Origin of the sequence: Novosphingobium sp. IK01, assembly GCF_033242265.1 — a bacterium.
In the GTDB taxonomy this organism is placed as follows: Bacteria; Pseudomonadota; Alphaproteobacteria; order Sphingomonadales; family Sphingomonadaceae; genus Novosphingobium; species Novosphingobium pituita.
Window position 1 is genome coordinate 1,676,927 of the sequence record NZ_BTFW01000001.1, and the last position, 14,715, is coordinate 1,691,641.

Sequence of the window (14,715 nt, forward strand, 5' to 3'; positions counted from 1 at the left end):
GCTCAGTGCTTGTAGTCGGGCAGCTTGGCGCTGCCCACGATGCTGCTGACACCGCGGTCGTTGATACGGTCGGTCACCTCGCGCAAGGACCGGGTGGTCGCCTGAAGATCGCGCATGGCGGCTTCGGCGGCAGGCAGGGTCTTGTCGTTGAGCTGGTGGAGGCCGGGCTGGGCCGAGGTGGCCGTCGCGTTGAGCGCGTCCGCCGCGCCCTGCACCGACTTGAGCGTCGTGCGCATCTGCTGGGCCAGGCCGTTGCCCTGGTCGTTGAGCATCTGGTCAGCCGAACCGGCCACCTTCTCGAAGGCGGCGAGCGTGTAGGTCGCCTGACGCAGCGTCGATTGCAGTTCGGCCAGCGTGCGCTGGACCTGCGGCGAGGCATCGGCAAGGTTGGCGGTCATCTTGTCGGTATGCGCGAGGATGTTCTCGATCGACTTCTGGTTCTTGTCGGAAAGCACCATGGTCAGCCGCTCGGTCAGCGTGGCGAGGCGTTCGAGCAGGAGCGGCGCATTCGAGAGGATCTCGCCCAGCCCCGAGCGCTTGGTCGGGATCACCGGGGCGCCATCGGGCCCCGGCTGGTCGATCGGGGGGGCGCCCTTGACGGCCCCTGCCAGCTGGACCGTCGAAACGCCGGTAAAGCTGCCCTGAAGGCTGGCGGTCGTGCCCATCAGGATCGGCACGCGCTTGTCGATGGCGATGCGCACGCGCACGAACTCGGGGTCTTTCTCCCACAGTTCGATGTCCTTGACCTGCCCGGACGGCACGCCCGAGAACGAGACTTCCGAGCCCTTGGCCAGCCCGTCGACCGACTGCTTGAAGAAGATGTCGTACTCGTTCTGCTCGTGCTGGTTGAGCCGTGCGATCCAGACGGTCAGAACGGCCGTCCCCACCAGCAGCAGCAGGGTGATGGCACCGACCCAGATATGGTTTGCCCGCGTTTCCATCGCTTAGTCCTGTTTGCCCGTGGTGCCCGATGGCCCCGTCCGGTCCGCATCGCGGTCCTGTGCATCCTTGGCCGCACGCCCGCGCGGCCCGTTGAAATATTCCTGGATCCACGGATGATCCGTGGCCAGCAGTTCGGGGATCGTGCCCACCGCGATCACTTTCCTGTCGGCCAGAACGGCCACGCGGTCGCAGATCGCGTAGAGCGTGTCGAGGTCGTGGGTGATCAGGAACACAGTGAGGCCGAGCGTGGCCTGAAGATCGGCGATCAGGGTATCGAACGCGGCGGCGCCGATCGGGTCGAGCCCGGCGGTCGGTTCGTCGAGGAACAGCAGTTCGGGATCGAGCGAGAGCGCGCGGGCAAGGCCGGCGCGCTTCTTCATGCCGCCCGAAAGCTCGGAAGGGTATTTGTTGGTGGCATTGGCCGGAAGACCCGAAAGCAGCACCTTGTAGCGCGCGATCTCGCCGCGCAGGTCGTCGGTGATCTCGGGATAGAACTCGCGCAGGGGAACCTCGACATTCTCGCCCACGGTCAGTGTCGAGAACAGCGCGCCACCCTGGAACAGCACGCCCCACCGGCTGCGGATGTCGATATCGGCATCGTCGCGCGCATCGGTGATCGAGCGGCCCAGCACCTCGATCGAGCCTTCTTCGGGAATCTGGAGCCCGATGATCGAGCGCATGAGCACCGACTTGCCGGTGCCCGATCCGCCCACCACCCCCAGGATTTCGCCGCGCCGCACGTCGAGATCGAGGTATTCGTGGATCGTGTTGCTGCCGAAACGGTTGACCAGCCCGCGCACGCGGATGGGGAATTGCGCATCCGGCTGTAACTGGGCCGGCTGTAGCTGGGCCGGCTGCAACTGGGCCGGTTCGGGGGCGGAAGCAACGGCGGCTTCGGCCTGAGCCTCGGGCGGCGGCGCCTGCGTGTCGTCCATCGCGCTCATCCCCAGCCGATCTTGGTGAAGAAGACCGCGAAGAACGCGTCGAGCACGATCACCATGAAAATCGCCATGACCACTGCGGCGGTCGTGCGGGTGCCCACTTCCTCGGCGTTGTTCTTGACCTGCATGCCCTGATAGCAGCCCGCCACCGATACGATCAGCCCGAACACCGGCCCCTTGACCAGCCCCACCCAGACATCGTGCAACGGCACGACTTCCTGAATGCGCGCGAGGAACGTGAGGAACGGAATGCCCAGCGTGAGCGAGGCAAGAAACGCGCCGCCCACGATCCCGAGCGCGGCCGAATAGATGCCCAGCAAGGGAAGCATCAGCATCGTGGCCAGAATGCGCGGCAGGATCAGCGCCTGCGTGGGCGAGACGCCGATAGTGCGCATGGCATCGACTTCCTCGGTCAGCTTCATCGTGCCCAACTGCGCGGCAAAGGCCGAGCCCGAACGGCCCGCGACCATGATCGCGGTCATCAGGATGCCCAGTTCGCGCAAGGTCAGGCGCCCCACGAGGTTGACGGTATAGATTTCGGCGCCGAACTGCTGGAGCTGGACCGCGCCCTGCTGGGCGATCACCACGCCGACCAGAAAGCTCATCAGGCCCACGATGGCCAGCGCATTGACGCCGACCAGTTCCATCTGGTGGACCAGCGCCTTGCCCCGGAACGCGCGCGGATGGCGCAGCATCGTGCCCATCCCCGAAACGACCAGCCCGAGGAACCCGATGACCTGCACGGTGCCGCGCGCCATGTCGACCACCGCTTCGCCCACTTGCGAGGGGACGCGCTGGATCAGGGGCAGGCGCGGAGGGCTCAGGCTCTGGGTGTTTTCCTCGGTTTCCTCAAGCGCCGCGATCAGGCGGGTGGCCTCCTCGCGGCCATTGGCTACCTTTGCGTCAAACTGGCGCGAGAGCCGCAACACGATCCAGGCGCCCACGGTGTCCATGCGGTCCACCCCGGCAAGGTCGATGGTGGCCACCGCCTCATCGATCTGGCGCAGCTTGTGGTCGATCGCCCCCAGCGAAGACACGACCATGGGGCCGCGCAAGACCAGCGTGGTGCCCTCGCCGCCCTGGCCAGGTTCCATGGTGAATTCGGCTAAGGCTCTCATCCTGCCCGCTTCATGGGGGAAAATGTGGGGGGCGACAAGTGCTGCACATGCGTTCAAACACGGCAATGCCCTGTTCTGTTCCCGCAACAGCGGCGATCATGGTTGCGAGGAAGCCCGCCAGATGGCAAGGCGCCACCCCATGAGCGAGACCAATCTTCAGCCGGAATCGGGCCAGGACCAGCTGGCCAAGACCTTTGAACCGGGTGCCATCGAGGCGCGCTGGTACCAGCATTGGGAGCAAGGCGGCCTGTTCCGTCCCGAGCGCCCGCAGGCCCAGCCGTTTACCATCGTAAACCCGCCGCCCAACGTAACCGGCTCGCTCCACATCGGCCACGCGCTCGACAACACGCTTCAGGACATCGTGATCCGTCACGAGCGCCTCAAGGGCAAGGACGCTCTGTGGGTGGTCGGCACCGACCATGCGGGCATCGCCACGCAGATGGTCGTCGAGCGCCAGCTCGAAGCCGCCGGTGACAAGCGCACCAACCACACCCGCGAGGAGTTCATCGCCAAAGTGTGGGAATGGAAGGCGGAAAGCGGCGGCACGATCACGCGCCAGCTGCGCCGTCTGGGCTGCTCGATGGACTGGAGCCGCGAACAGTTCACGATGGACCCGCACTTCACCCGCGCGGTGGTCAAGGTCTTCGTCGACCTCTACAATCAGGGCCTGATCTACCGCGACAAGCGGCTGGTGAACTGGGACCCCAAGCTCAAGACCGCGATTTCCGACCTCGAAGTCGAAACGCGCGAGGTCAAGGGCGGCTTCTGGCGCTTCCGCTACCCGCTGGCCGATGGCGTGCGTCTTGACGACGGGGCCGACCATATCGTGGTCGCCACCACGCGCCCGGAAACCATGCTGGCCGACATGGCCGTGGCCGTCCACCCCGAGGACGCCCGCTACAAGAGCGTGATCGGCAAGCACATCATCCTGCCGATCACCGGGCGCCGCATTCCCGTCGTGGCCGACGAACACGCCGATCCCGAACTGGGCACGGGCGCGGTCAAGATCACGCCGGGTCACGATTTCAACGACTTCGACGTGGGCCGCCGCGCGGGCATCAAGGCCGCCGACATGCTCAACATGCTCGACGCGCAAGCTCGCGTGATCCAGACCGCCGATGGCCTGATCCCGGCTGAATTCCTGGGCCTCGACCGCTTCGACGCGCGTCAGGCCGTGGTGGAGCGCCTCAAGGCCGAAGGTCTGCTGGTGCCCCATGTCGTCAAGACCAAGGACGGCGAGGAGCAGGAACTCGACGCCGAGCCGCGCACGATCCAGACCCCGTTCGGCGACCGTGGCGGCGTGGTCATCGAACCCTGGCTGACCGACCAGTGGTATGTGAACGCGGAAGTTCTCGCGCAAAAGCCGATCGAGGCCGTCCGCTCGGGCGCCATCGAGATCGTGCCCAAGTCGTGGGAAAAGACCTTCTTCAACTGGATGGAAAACATCCAGCCCTGGTGCGTCTCGCGCCAGCTCTGGTGGGGCCACCAGATCCCGGCGTGGTATGACGAGCAAGGCACCCCCTACGTCGCCGAGACCGAGGAAGAAGCCCGGGCGCTGGCCGGCAACAAGCCGCTCACGCGCGATGCCGACGTGCTCGACACGTGGTTCTCCTCGGCGCTGTGGCCGTTCGCCACGCTCGGCTGGCCCGACGAAACCGAGATGGTCAAGCGCCATTACCCCAACGACCTGCTGGTTTCCGGCTTCGACATCCTGTTCTTCTGGGATGCGCGCATGGCCATGCAGGGGCTGCACTTCATGAACGAAGTGCCGTGGAAGCGGCTCTATCTCCACGGCCTCGTGCGCGCGGCCGACGGGCAGAAGATGTCGAAGTCGAAGGGCAACGTGGTCGATCCGCTGGGCCTGATCGACAAGTATGGCGCCGACGCGCTGCGCTTCTTCATGGCCGCCATGGAAAGCCAGGGCCGCGACGTGAAGATGGACGAGAAGCGGGTCGAGGGATACCGCAACTTTGCCACCAAGCTGTGGAACGCGGCGCGCTTCTGCCAATCGAACGGGATCACCGGCTCGGCCAGCCTCGAAGCCCCCGAGGCGACCAGCGCGGTCAACCGCTGGATCGTGGGCGAAGTGGTCGAAACCCTCGCCCAGATCGACCAGGCCATGGCCGATTTGCGCTTCGATGCGGCTGCCAATGCCATCTACCAGTTCGCATGGAACACCTTCTGCGACTGGTACATCGAGCTGATCAAGGGCTCGTTCGACGCCGAAACCCGCGCCGTGGCCGGCTGGGTGCTCGACCAGATTCTGGTCATGCTCCATCCGTTCATGCCCTTCGTCACCGAAGAGCTGTGGCATGCCATGGCCAGCAGCGAGGCCCCGCGCGCCAATGACCTGATCGTCGCGCGCTGGCCCGCCCCGCAGGCCAGCGTGGATGCCGATGCCAAGGCCGAAGTCGAATGGCTGATCGCGCTGGTCTCCTCGCTGCGCACGGCCAAGAACGAGCTGGGCATCGCGCCGGGCGCCCGCCTCGACGCCTTCCTGGCCGAGCCGAGCGAACGCACCGCCGCGATCATCGCCGCCAACCCGGCAGCCATCGAGCGCCTTGCCCGCCTGACCGGGATCACGTTCGCCCCGGCCCCGGCGGGCGCGGCGATGCAGATCGTGGCTGGCGATGCGACGCTGGTGGTGCCGCTCGAAGGGATCATCGACATCGCGGCGGAAAAGGCCCGCCTCGAAAAGGCGCTGGCCGCCGCGCAGAAGGAAGCCAAGGCGCTCGACGGGCGCCTGTCGAACCCTTCGTTCGTCGAACGCGCCAAGCCCGAGGCGGTCGAAAAGGCCCGCGCCGACCACGCCCACCACAGCGCCGAAGCCGAACGCTTCGCCGCCGCGCTGGCGCGGCTGGGCTAAGGAAATGCCCCTCCACCACCCGCTGCGCGGGCGGTCCCCCTCCCCGCCCCGCGGGGAGGAACCAGATCCTCCCCATGCAATGGGGAGGGGGACCAGCCGCAGGCTGGTGGAGGGGCTTTGGCCATGACCTTAGCTCTCGCCACCACCAAACCGGGCGGACCGGAAATCTTCGCCTCCCTGCAAGGCGAAGGCCCCTCGATGGGCCGCCCCTCGCTGTTCCTGCGCCTTTCGCGCTGCAACCTGGCCTGTCACTGGTGCGACACGGCCTATACCTGGCGCTTTACCGGCGACAATCGCCCCCACCGCGATGGCCTGTCCTTCGCGCGGGAGGCCAACCAGCTCGTGCTCGAAGAAACCGAGGTGATCGACCGCCTGCTGGCCTTCCCGCAAGACCGGCTGGTCGTGACCGGGGGCGAACCGCTGTTGCAGGCCCCGGCGCTCGCCCGCGTGCTTGCCGCGCTCAAGGCCGCGCGCCCCACGCTCCATGTCGAGATCGAGACCAATGGCACGGTGACCCCGCCCCCGACCATCGACGAGCTGATCGACCAGTACAATGTCAGCCCCAAGCTGTCCCATTCGGGCAATCCGGCCGACCTCGCGCTGATCCCCGAGCGGCTGGCTGCATGGGCGCAAAGTCCTCGTGCTTTCTTCAAGTTCGTCGTGGCCACACCGGCGGATTGCGAGGAAGTCGCCACGCTTGCGGCGACCTATGGCATCCCCGGAGACCGCCTGTTCGTGATGCCCGAAGGCACCGACAGCGAAACCTTGCGCACCCGCGAAAAGTGGCTGAGCGCCACCGCGCTCGACCACGGCTGGCGGATGACGGATCGCCTCCACATCCACCTCTACGGCGACACGCGCGGAACCTGAGGCAAACGGTGGAACAGCTCGTCGCAAGAGCGCTGTTCCACCCCGCCCCATCCCTGATAGGACACGCCTCATCGGGAGCGTTTTGCCCGCTCCATGAGGGACCTGTAAGAACCCATGAAACTTCATTCGCTGCTCTGCGCAGGCCTTCTGGCCGCATGCCTTCCCGCTGCCGCCCACGCCGACGATCCCAACGACCGCACGATGCGCAGCGCCGCCGCCCGCGCCCGCGACCACGAAACGATCCGCCGCATGAACCAGGCCCAGCTCGACTACGTGCGCAAGCGCGACGCCCGCCAGGCCCGCGAATGGGAAGCATCGAGCACCCGCTCCTACGAAGACGCCGACAGCTATGCCGATGCCCAGGCCCAATACCGCCGCGACCTTGCCGACTGGCGCCGCGCCGTCGCCGACTGCCGCGCCGGCTATTACGACGCCTGCGGCCGCTGAACCTATGTGAAGCAGAAACTACCGCTTCCACCGCATTTGAAATTAATTTTTAAATCATACGCAGCATTACGTAGTGCATGGCGTATGCAAACGTTAACACGCATCAGGAAAATGCAGCCCGATCGCTGAAACCATGGTTTCACAACTGGTATTTACCCGCTCATGAAATTCCAGCTTTAGCGACAATAGCAATCTTCAGCCTCATCGCCGCCATCGCAGTAGCATCAGGGGTATTTACCTTCAGTCATGCCGATTTTGACGGCCTGATCCTGACCTTCGCGCTCCTATGGCTTCTGGGCCATCTTTGTCAGCTACGCCATGGCGGCGTCGTTCCAGATCTTTGTAAACTGTACGCCGTTTTCCTGGGGGTTGCGCTCGCCTCACCGTTGGCTTGCGCCGCACTGGCCACCACGAATTTTCCGCTTGCCGACGCCACGCTCACGCAACTGGATCACCAGTTGGTTTCCGGCTTTTCCTGGCCATCCACCGTACAGGCGCTGGAACGATACCCACAAATTCTTCATCTTTTATCATACGCTTACATAGCACTTGGTTGGCAGCCACCCGTTCTTTTGGCCTTACTTTGCTGTCAAGGCAGGAAGCAGGAAGCCTGGAAATTCATCAATGCCTGGACCTTGTGCATTCTTGTAACCACACTGATCTTTCCATTCGCCCCCGCCCTTAATCCCTATACCTTTCACGCGATCCCTCACTCTGCGATGCCCGATGCCCTGTGCACTGCAGCATGGGATTATCCCATTATTCTCAAACAACTGCGTGCCCATTCCATCACCACGCTAAACAGTGCCGCTTTAAGTGGACTCGTCAGTTTCCCCAGTTTTCATGCCGCTGGTGCGGTTCTCCTAGCCTGGGGATATGGCAAGATCCGCTATCTGCGTTGGCCTTTTCTGGCCATCAACGCCGTCATGTGGGTTTCAGCCATTCCCATCGGCGGGCATTATCTGGTCGATCTCGTAGCCGGAACCGGCCTTGCACTGCTGATGATCGGTTTTGTCGAAGGCACCGCCGTCCCCCGACCGCTGCTGAAGGCCCCGGCTCAAGCTCGGGGTGACGAGGCGCTCCCTATGTCGTCGCCCCGCCCTTGAACCGGAGCCCTCCGCCACCCTCGCAGCCACAAAAAAGGGGCCCGGAAGGCCCCTTTTTCTGTCGGTAAACAGCCGGTCAGAACGGAATATCGTCGTCCAGATCGTCGGCGAAACCGCCGCCGCCGCCTTGGTTCCAGGTGCTGCCACCGCCCGAGGGCTGGCCACCGCCGCTGCCGCCGCGCGAACCACCGCCAAAGCCGCCACCCGACGAGCCGCCGCCCGACGAGCCGCCGCCCGAGAAACTGCCACTGTCGCGGCCCCAGCCGCCGTCGCCGCCACCACTGCTGCCGCCGCGCTGCCCGCCGCCGCCGCTGCCGCCCTGCGGGCCGTCGAGCATCGTCAGCGCGCCGCCGATACCGGCCACGACCACTTCGGTGCTGTAACGGTCATTGCCGTTCTGGTCCTGCCACTTGCGGGTGCGCAACTGGCCTTCGATGTAGACCTTGCTGCCCTTGCGCAGGAAGCGCTCGACCACGCCGATCAGGCCTTCGCCGTTGATCACGACGCTGTGCCACTCGGTGCGCTCCTTGCGCTCGCCGGTCTGGCGGTCCTTCCAGGTTTCGGACGTGGCGATCCGCAGGTTGGCGATCTTGCCGCCGTTCTGGAACGACTTCACTTCCGGGTCGGCCCCCAGATTGCCGATCAGAATGACTTTGTTGACGCTGCCTGCCATCGAATCTTTGTCCCTATGGAATCCTGTTGCGCGTAATAGCGCAAGGCGGGGCATGGTTGCACGCCCGCCGCCCGATTTTTCTGGGAATACCCCCGGCCCGGCTTATCCCAGCCCGAAGGCCACGGCGGTCCAGTAGGTGATCCCGGCGAACAGATAGGCCAGCACGAACAGATAGGCCAGCATGAAACCGGGCCATTTCCAGCCGTTGGTCTCGCGCCGGGTCACCGCGATGGTCGACATGCACTGCGGCGCGAAGACGAACCAGGCGAGGAACGCCAGCGCGGTGGCCAGGCTCCAGTGGTGCTTGAGCTGGTCGCCCAGCGCGCGCCCTTGCGCATTCTCGTCGGCATTGTCGACCGCATAGCTGGTCGCCAGCGACGAGACCGCCACCTCGCGCGCAGCCATCGAGGGCACCAGCGCGAGCGCGATATCACGGTTGAAACCGATCGGTTCGAGCACCACGGCAAGGCCATTGGCCAGATGCCCGGCGATCGAGGCATCGACCTGGCTCTTGCCCGGCTCGGCGCGCGGAAAGCTCAGCAGCAGCCAGAGCACCACCGTCACGGTGAAGATCATCGTCCCCGCGCGGCGCAGGAAGACCCATGCGCGCTGCCACAGGCCCAGCGCCAGATCCTTGAGCGTGGGCAACTGGTACTTGGGCATTTCCATGATGAAGCCCGAGGCCGCGCCCTTGGTCACCGAGCGGCGCAGCACCAGCGCGACGACCATCGCCCCCACGATCCCCACCACATAGAGCCCGAACAGCACCAGCCCTTGAAGGCCGACACCGGGCAGGACATGGCTATTGGGAATGAACGCGGCGATGATCACCGTATAGACCGGCAGGCGGGCCGAACAGGTCATCAGCGGGGCGATCAGGATCGTCGTCAGCCGGTCCTTGGGGTCGGTGATCGAACGGGTCGCCATGATGCCCGGAATGGCGCAGGCAAAGCTGGAGAGCAGCGGAATGAAGCTGCGCCCCGAAAGCCCCACGCCCGCCATCATGCGGTCCATCAGGAAGGCGGCGCGGGCCATGTAGCCGGTCGCCTCCATGACGAGGATGAAGAAGAACAGGATCAGGATCTGCGGCAGGAACACCACGACCGAGCCCACGCCCGCGATCACCCCGTCGGTGAGCAGGTCGCGCAGCAGCGAGGCGGGCAGCGCGGCGCGCACCATGTCGGCCAGGCCACTGGCCCCCGCGTCGAGCGCGTCCTGAAACGGCGTCGCCCACGAGAACACCGCCTGGAACACCACGAACAGCAGCGCAAACAGGATCGGCGGCCCCAGCCACGGGTGGAGCAGGAGCCTGTCCATCCGCGCGTGAATGCGGTGCTTTGCCGTTTCCGACAGGATCGCCCCATGCGCGATCTCGCGCGCGAGCATGCGACGCTCGGGCTCGGTCACATGCACGCGCGGATGGGGCTGTGTTTCAGGAGACGTTTCGGGCGCGATGCGGTCGCGCGCGGCGGCAATCGCGTCGGCCAGTTCGGTCAGGCCCCGGCGGCGCACGGCCACCGTCTCGATCACCGGAACGCCCAGCGCGCTCGACAAGGCGGCAGCATCGATGGTCAGGCCATCGCGCGCGGCCAGATCGACCATGTTGAGCGCGACCACGCAAGGACGGCCCAGTTCAAGCACTTCCTGCGCGAAAACGAGATGCTGTTCGAGGTTCGAGGCATCGAGCACCAGCACCAGCACATCGGGTCGGGCCTGCCCTGCCTGTTCGCCCATGATCACCCGGCGGGTCACTTCTTCGTCGGGGCTGGTGGCGTGAAGGCCATAAGAACCGGGCAGGTCGACCAGTTCGACGCTCTCGCCCGAAGCGAGCTGGAGGCGCCCCGACTTGCGCTCGACGGTCACGCCCGGATAGTTCGCGATCTTCTGGCGCGCGCCGGTCAGGGCGTTGAACAGCGCCGATTTGCCCGCATTGGGGTTGCCGACCAGCGCGGTGACGAAGGGCCCGCGGCTCATGCCGCCAGATCCTGCTCAGCCACCTGCATCGCGCGGGCATGGACCCGGCGCAGCGCGACCGTCATCCGCCCGATCTCGATCGCCAGCGGATCGCGCGTGAAGAACACGCCGCGATAGGCCAGCTTGACCTTCGCCCCGGCATCAAACCCCAGCGCGCGCAGGCGCTGCGCTTCCTCGGGCACGAGAGCGGCCCAGTCGACCGAAGCGATTCGGGCCTCGTGGCCCACGGGGAGTTCATCGAGCGTCACAAATTCCCGCTGCCATAGCCGCGCCGCTTATGCAAGTCGTTCGCAATAGTTTTATATCAGGCCAGCGCCCATTCAACGCACCCGCCCATTCAACGCGCGGGATAGCGCAGGCGGCCGAGCAGGCGCACCGGGCTGAAATGCTCGCCCTTGCGTCCGGTCCACTGCGCCTTGATCTTTTCAAAGCGCATCACCCCGGCAATCCGCCGGTCGAGGAAAGCGCGCGTTTCGGCGTGATCCTCGCTGTGGTCCTGGGCAAAGAAGACCAGCGTCGAGGTATAGAGCGCGGCCAGCGTCGCGCGCTTGCTGTAGTGGTTGAGGTCGGTCGCCTTGTCGCCGGCCAGATGCCACATCAGGTCGGCGCTGTGCCAGCACAGGCGCGCGACAGCCGCCGCATTGCGCGGGCGCGCCATCTCGATCTGGGCGCGGCGCAGCGCTTCCTCAAGGCCGGTGAGCGCATCGAGGCGGAACTGGACGAGGCGGCGGATCCGCTCGCGGATCGAGAGCGTGGCGAGCAGCTCGGCGGGAAGCGCGCGCACCATGTCGGCATCGATCCGCGCGATCCACGCGGTGATCATGGTCATCGCGCTGCTGCGCCCCTGGCTCGTGCCAAAGGCAAAGCGGGCGACCGCCGGATCGACCCCGGCATCTTGCGCCGCGCTGTCGACCGCCGCCTCGCTCCAGCCGTCGAACATCGCCGCCGCGGCCACCAGCGGGGCCAGTTCGAGACGCAGCGCTTCGAGCGTGAGCGTTTCGGGAGCGTCGATAACCATGCAAGCAATTCCTGTGACGTGTGCGCGTTGAAGCGAAAGGGCCGATAAGGAGCGAAAAGCTCAGAACGTGGGGCCGTAGGTCTGTCCGCCCTTGTCCTGCTGCTTCTTCTTGGCCGCCGCCGCATCAAGCTCTTCGGACATCGCGGTGTTCTTGTCCAGCGCGGCATAGTCGCGCGCCGAACGGCCCGAATTGTCGGGATGGTCGGGGTTGGCCCCGGCCTTGAGCAGCGAGCGCACGAGTGCCATGTTGCGGACATGGACCGCCGAGATCAGCGGGGTCTCGCCGGTGTTGTTGGGCTCGTCCACCCGCGCGCCGACCGAGATCAGGAAGTCCACCCCTTCGAGGAAACCGAGATTGGCCGCGATCACCAGCGGGGTCTCGCCCTTGTTGTTGTGGATGTTGACGTTGGCGCCCTTGCCCACGAGGAACTGCATCCACAGCAGGTCGCGCCGCGCGGTCACGATGTGGAGCGCGGATTCGCCGGTGCTGACATCGCGGGTGTTGACGATCTGGGTGCCGGGGACCTGAAGCGCCTCGTTGACCTTGTCGCCCTCTTTCTTGCGCACGGAATCGAGGAACTTGTAGCTCTCGGAAAACTGGGCGAAAGCCGGGGTTGCGGGCATCAGGGCCGCCAGCGGAAGCGCCAGCGCCGGAAGAGCAAGCATCTGAAATCCGGCCAGAGCCCGCACGGGGGCTGGCACAAGACGACGCGAACGGGCGCTGATGATCGGCACGGGCTTTGGTCCTCCACTGGCTGCAAGGATGCTCGCCCATGGAAGGACAGCCCCCTTGCAAGCGCGCTGTTAGCAGAGCATGAACCGCCACGCCATGGATCACCCTGCGTTCTTTCGTAATATTGCCCGTGCGGCCTCTCGCCAAACGCGCTTTCTCGCCCCGCGCTTTCTCGCCCCTCTGGCGCTTGCCGGCGCGCTTTCCCTCGCCGGATGCGACAGCGGCCCCAAGCCGGGCGATCCGCCGCTGGCCGGTGCCGAACTGGGCGGCGATTTCACGCTGACCGACGAGACCGGCAAGACCGTCCACGCCGCAGATTTCGCCGGGCGCTACACCGTGTTCTATTTCGGCTACACGTTCTGCCCCGATGTCTGCCCGATGGACGCGGCCAACCTGATGCAGGGCTATCACCGCTTCGCGCACGACCACCCGGACCTGGCCAAGCGCGTCGTCCCCCTGTTCGTGACCATCGACCCCGCGCGCGACACCCCCGCCGTGCTCGCCACGTTCACCGACGCCTTCGGCAAGGAACTGGTCGGGCTGACCGGAACCCCGGCCCAGATTGCCGCCGTGGCCAAGGAATTCGCGGTCTATTCCGAAAAGCGCCCCGCCCCCAAGGGCACCCCGCCCGAAGCCTATCTGATGGACCACAGCCGCGCGGCCTACCTGATGGGCCCGGATGGCAAGCCCATCGCGCTGCTTCCGGTCGAGCAGAGCGGACAGGCCGTGGCCACCGAACTGGCCCGCTGGGTCCACTAAAAGATGAGCAACACCCCGACCCCATCAGGCCGTTTCTGGGACAAGCCCATCGCCACGCTCACCCGCGACGAGTGGGAGGCCCTGTGCGACGGCTGCGGCAAGTGCTGCCTCCACAAGCTGGAGGACGAGGACACCGGCGAGGTCTATCACACCAACGTCGCCTGCCGCCTGCTCGACATCAAGACCGCGCGCTGTGCCGACTATCGCCACCGCCGCGCGATGGTGCCCGATTGCCTGCGGCTGACCCCGCGCCTTGTCGAGCAGGTCGCCTGGTTGCCCGCGACATGCGCCTATCGCCTGCGCGGACAGGGCAAGCCCTTGCCCGCATGGCACTATCTCGAATGTGGCGACCGCGAGGCGGTCCACCGCGCCGGGGCCTCGGTGGCGGGCAAGGCGATCAGCGAAGTCCTCGCCGGGCCGCTGGAAAACCATGTCGTCTCCGATGTCGAATGGGACAGCCCGGCCCGGCCATGATCGACTGGCTGCGCCGCTCCGGCGTCAGGCCGCCTCATGCCGAAACGGCCCCGAAGGCGCCCACCGTGACGGTCGCGGGGCGCGCGCTGCCGGTCGAGATCCGCCGCCTCGCACAGGCCCGGCGGATGACCCTGCGCCTCGCCCCCGACGGCAGCGCGGCGCGGGTCTCGATGCCGACATGGGCGCGGCAGGCCGATGCCCTGGCCTTCGTGCGCGAACGGCACGACTGGCTGGCCGCGCAACTCGTCCGCCTGCCCGCCCCGCTCGCGCTGGAGAGCGGCAGTGCCCTGCCCTTTCGCGGCGACAGCCTGATCCTCGACTGGGACCGCCAGCACCCGCGCCGCCCGGTCGTCGATGACGGGCGCCTGCTGGTGGGGGGCCCCGCCGAGCAACTGGCCGTGCGTACCCGCCGCTGGCTCGAAGCCGAAGCGCTGCGCCTGTGCGAGGCAGACCTTGCCCACTATTGCGCGCGGGCGGGAAAGCCCGTTCCCGCGCTCGCCCTTTCGCGTGCGACGCGGCGCTGGGGAAGCTGCGCGGCGGATGGCACGATTCGCATCAACTGGCGCCTGATCATGGCGCCCGATGCCGTGCGCCGCTCGGTTGTCGCCCACGAGGTGGCCCACCTTGTCCATTTCGACCACAGCCCGGCCTTTCACGCCTTGCTCGACGCGCTGTTCGAGGGGAGCGTGGCGGCGGCCAATCGCTGGTTGAAGACCGAGGGGCGCGGGCTTTATCGGCTGTTTTGAAAGAATAAAAACAAGCAATCCCCCTGGGGGCCATCGCCCCCAGACCCC

At 66.2% G+C, this 14,715-nt stretch carries 15 protein-coding genes; 7 read left to right on the plus strand and 8 right to left on the minus strand.

Annotated elements, in window-relative coordinates; genetic code table 11:
- Positions 1–2: 2 nt before the first annotated feature.
- The 3 genes from SBI20_RS07805 to SBI20_RS07815 are packed head-to-tail and all read right to left on the minus strand — an operon-like array spanning position 3 to position 3,001.
- Positions 3–941 carry an MlaD family protein gene (locus tag SBI20_RS07805; RefSeq protein ID WP_317974524.1) on the minus strand — a complete coding sequence of 313 codons (939 nt, stop codon included), beginning with the start codon at positions 939–941 and terminating at the stop codon, positions 3–5.
- Between the two features lie 3 nt (positions 942–944).
- Positions 945–1,886, minus strand: coding sequence for an ABC transporter ATP-binding protein (locus SBI20_RS07810; protein ID WP_317974525.1), 942 nt, complete (start codon positions 1,884–1,886; stop codon positions 945–947).
- Entirely contained in the window at positions 1,883–3,001 is a 1,119-nt protein-coding gene (locus SBI20_RS07815) for an MlaE family ABC transporter permease (RefSeq protein WP_317974526.1), read from the minus strand. Before SBI20_RS07815 ends, SBI20_RS07810 begins: the two co-directional genes overlap by 4 nt.
- 139 nt (positions 3,002–3,140) lie before the next feature.
- On the opposite strand from SBI20_RS07815, the gene SBI20_RS07820 reads away from it, so the two are divergent.
- The 4 genes from SBI20_RS07820 to SBI20_RS07835 all read left to right on the plus strand — a co-directional run bounded on the left by SBI20_RS07820 (position 3,141) and on the right by SBI20_RS07835 (position 8,290).
- Positions 3,141–5,867 (plus strand): valine--tRNA ligase, encoded by a 2,727-nt coding sequence (locus tag SBI20_RS07820; RefSeq protein WP_317974527.1) that lies wholly within the window; start codon positions 3,141–3,143, stop codon positions 5,865–5,867.
- A gap of 123 nt (positions 5,868–5,990) precedes the next feature.
- Positions 5,991–6,737 (plus strand): 7-carboxy-7-deazaguanine synthase QueE, encoded by a 747-nt coding sequence (locus SBI20_RS07825; RefSeq protein ID WP_317974528.1) that lies wholly within the window; start codon positions 5,991–5,993, stop codon positions 6,735–6,737.
- Between the two features lie 114 nt (positions 6,738–6,851).
- Positions 6,852–7,184, plus strand: coding sequence for a hypothetical protein (locus tag SBI20_RS07830; protein WP_317974529.1), 333 nt, complete (start codon positions 6,852–6,854; stop codon positions 7,182–7,184).
- A 77-nt stretch (positions 7,185–7,261) separates the two neighbouring features.
- Complete coding sequence (locus SBI20_RS07835) at positions 7,262–8,290, plus strand: phosphatase PAP2 family protein (RefSeq protein WP_317974530.1); 1,029 nt, start codon at positions 7,262–7,264, stop codon at positions 8,288–8,290.
- Positions 8,291–8,366: 76 nt separating this feature from the next.
- On the opposite strand, the gene ssb is transcribed toward SBI20_RS07835, so the two are convergent.
- The 5 genes from ssb to SBI20_RS07860 all read right to left on the minus strand — a co-directional run bounded on the left by ssb (position 8,367) and on the right by SBI20_RS07860 (position 12,621).
- Positions 8,367–8,963 (minus strand): single-stranded DNA-binding protein, encoded by a 597-nt coding sequence (gene ssb, locus SBI20_RS07840; protein WP_317974531.1) that lies wholly within the window; start codon positions 8,961–8,963, stop codon positions 8,367–8,369.
- Positions 8,964–9,065: 102 nt separating this feature from the next.
- Positions 9,066–10,937, minus strand: coding sequence for a ferrous iron transporter B (gene feoB, locus SBI20_RS07845; RefSeq protein WP_317974532.1), 1,872 nt, complete (start codon positions 10,935–10,937; stop codon positions 9,066–9,068).
- Positions 10,934–11,185 (minus strand): FeoA family protein, encoded by a 252-nt coding sequence (locus SBI20_RS07850; RefSeq protein ID WP_317974533.1) that lies wholly within the window; start codon positions 11,183–11,185, stop codon positions 10,934–10,936. The genes feoB and SBI20_RS07850 overlap by 4 nt, the downstream gene beginning before the upstream one ends.
- Before the next feature lie 89 nt (positions 11,186–11,274).
- Complete coding sequence (locus SBI20_RS07855; RefSeq protein WP_317974534.1) at positions 11,275–11,955, minus strand: COQ9 family protein; 681 nt, start codon at positions 11,953–11,955, stop codon at positions 11,275–11,277.
- A gap of 60 nt (positions 11,956–12,015) precedes the next feature.
- Positions 12,016–12,621 carry an ankyrin repeat domain-containing protein gene (locus tag SBI20_RS07860; RefSeq protein ID WP_317974535.1) on the minus strand — a complete coding sequence of 202 codons (606 nt, stop codon included), beginning with the start codon at positions 12,619–12,621 and terminating at the stop codon, positions 12,016–12,018.
- 163 nt (positions 12,622–12,784) lie between these two features.
- On the opposite strand from SBI20_RS07860, the gene SBI20_RS07865 reads away from it, so the two are divergent.
- From SBI20_RS07865 to SBI20_RS07875, 3 genes are read left to right on the plus strand one after another with little or no spacing between them, the layout of a single operon-like run.
- The gene (locus tag SBI20_RS07865; RefSeq protein WP_317974536.1) at positions 12,785–13,447 is read left to right on the plus strand and encodes an SCO family protein; all 663 of its coding nucleotides are present in this window, start codon (positions 12,785–12,787) and stop codon (positions 13,445–13,447) included.
- Positions 13,448–13,450: 3 nt separating this feature from the next.
- On the plus strand, positions 13,451–13,921 hold the full coding sequence (locus SBI20_RS07870; protein WP_317974537.1) for a YcgN family cysteine cluster protein: 471 nt from the start codon (positions 13,451–13,453) through the stop codon (positions 13,919–13,921).
- Entirely contained in the window at positions 13,918–14,667 is a 750-nt protein-coding gene (locus SBI20_RS07875) for a M48 family metallopeptidase (protein ID WP_317974538.1), read from the plus strand. The genes SBI20_RS07870 and SBI20_RS07875 overlap by 4 nt, the downstream gene beginning before the upstream one ends.
- Positions 14,668–14,715: the final 48 nt, after the last annotated feature.

Bases quoted from the DNA above. Each gene is read 5' to 3' on its own strand.
- SBI20_RS07805 (WP_317974524.1), bottom strand. From the start codon at position 941: ATGGAAACGCGGGCAAACCATATCTGGGTCGGTGCCATCACCCTGCTG.
- SBI20_RS07810 (WP_317974525.1), bottom strand. From the start codon at position 1,886: ATGAGCGCGATGGACGACACGCAGGCGCCGCCGCCCGAGGCTCAGGCC.
- SBI20_RS07815 (WP_317974526.1), bottom strand. From the start codon at position 3,001: ATGAGAGCCTTAGCCGAATTCACCATGGAACCTGGCCAGGGCGGCGAG.
- SBI20_RS07820 (WP_317974527.1), top strand. From the start codon at position 3,141: ATGAGCGAGACCAATCTTCAGCCGGAATCGGGCCAGGACCAGCTGGCC.
- SBI20_RS07825 (WP_317974528.1), top strand. From the start codon at position 5,991: ATGACCTTAGCTCTCGCCACCACCAAACCGGGCGGACCGGAAATCTTC.
- SBI20_RS07830 (WP_317974529.1), top strand. From the start codon at position 6,852: ATGAAACTTCATTCGCTGCTCTGCGCAGGCCTTCTGGCCGCATGCCTT.
- SBI20_RS07835 (WP_317974530.1), top strand. From the start codon at position 7,262: ATGGCGTATGCAAACGTTAACACGCATCAGGAAAATGCAGCCCGATCG.
- ssb (WP_317974531.1), bottom strand. From the start codon at position 8,963: ATGGCAGGCAGCGTCAACAAAGTCATTCTGATCGGCAATCTGGGGGCC.
- feoB (WP_317974532.1), bottom strand. From the start codon at position 10,937: ATGAGCCGCGGGCCCTTCGTCACCGCGCTGGTCGGCAACCCCAATGCG.
- SBI20_RS07855 (WP_317974534.1), bottom strand. From the start codon at position 11,955: ATGGTTATCGACGCTCCCGAAACGCTCACGCTCGAAGCGCTGCGTCTC.
- SBI20_RS07860 (WP_317974535.1), bottom strand. From the start codon at position 12,621: ATGCTTGCTCTTCCGGCGCTGGCGCTTCCGCTGGCGGCCCTGATGCCC.
- SBI20_RS07865 (WP_317974536.1), top strand. From the start codon at position 12,785: ATGGATCACCCTGCGTTCTTTCGTAATATTGCCCGTGCGGCCTCTCGC.
- SBI20_RS07870 (WP_317974537.1), top strand. From the start codon at position 13,451: ATGAGCAACACCCCGACCCCATCAGGCCGTTTCTGGGACAAGCCCATC.
- SBI20_RS07875 (WP_317974538.1), top strand. From the start codon at position 13,918: ATGATCGACTGGCTGCGCCGCTCCGGCGTCAGGCCGCCTCATGCCGAA.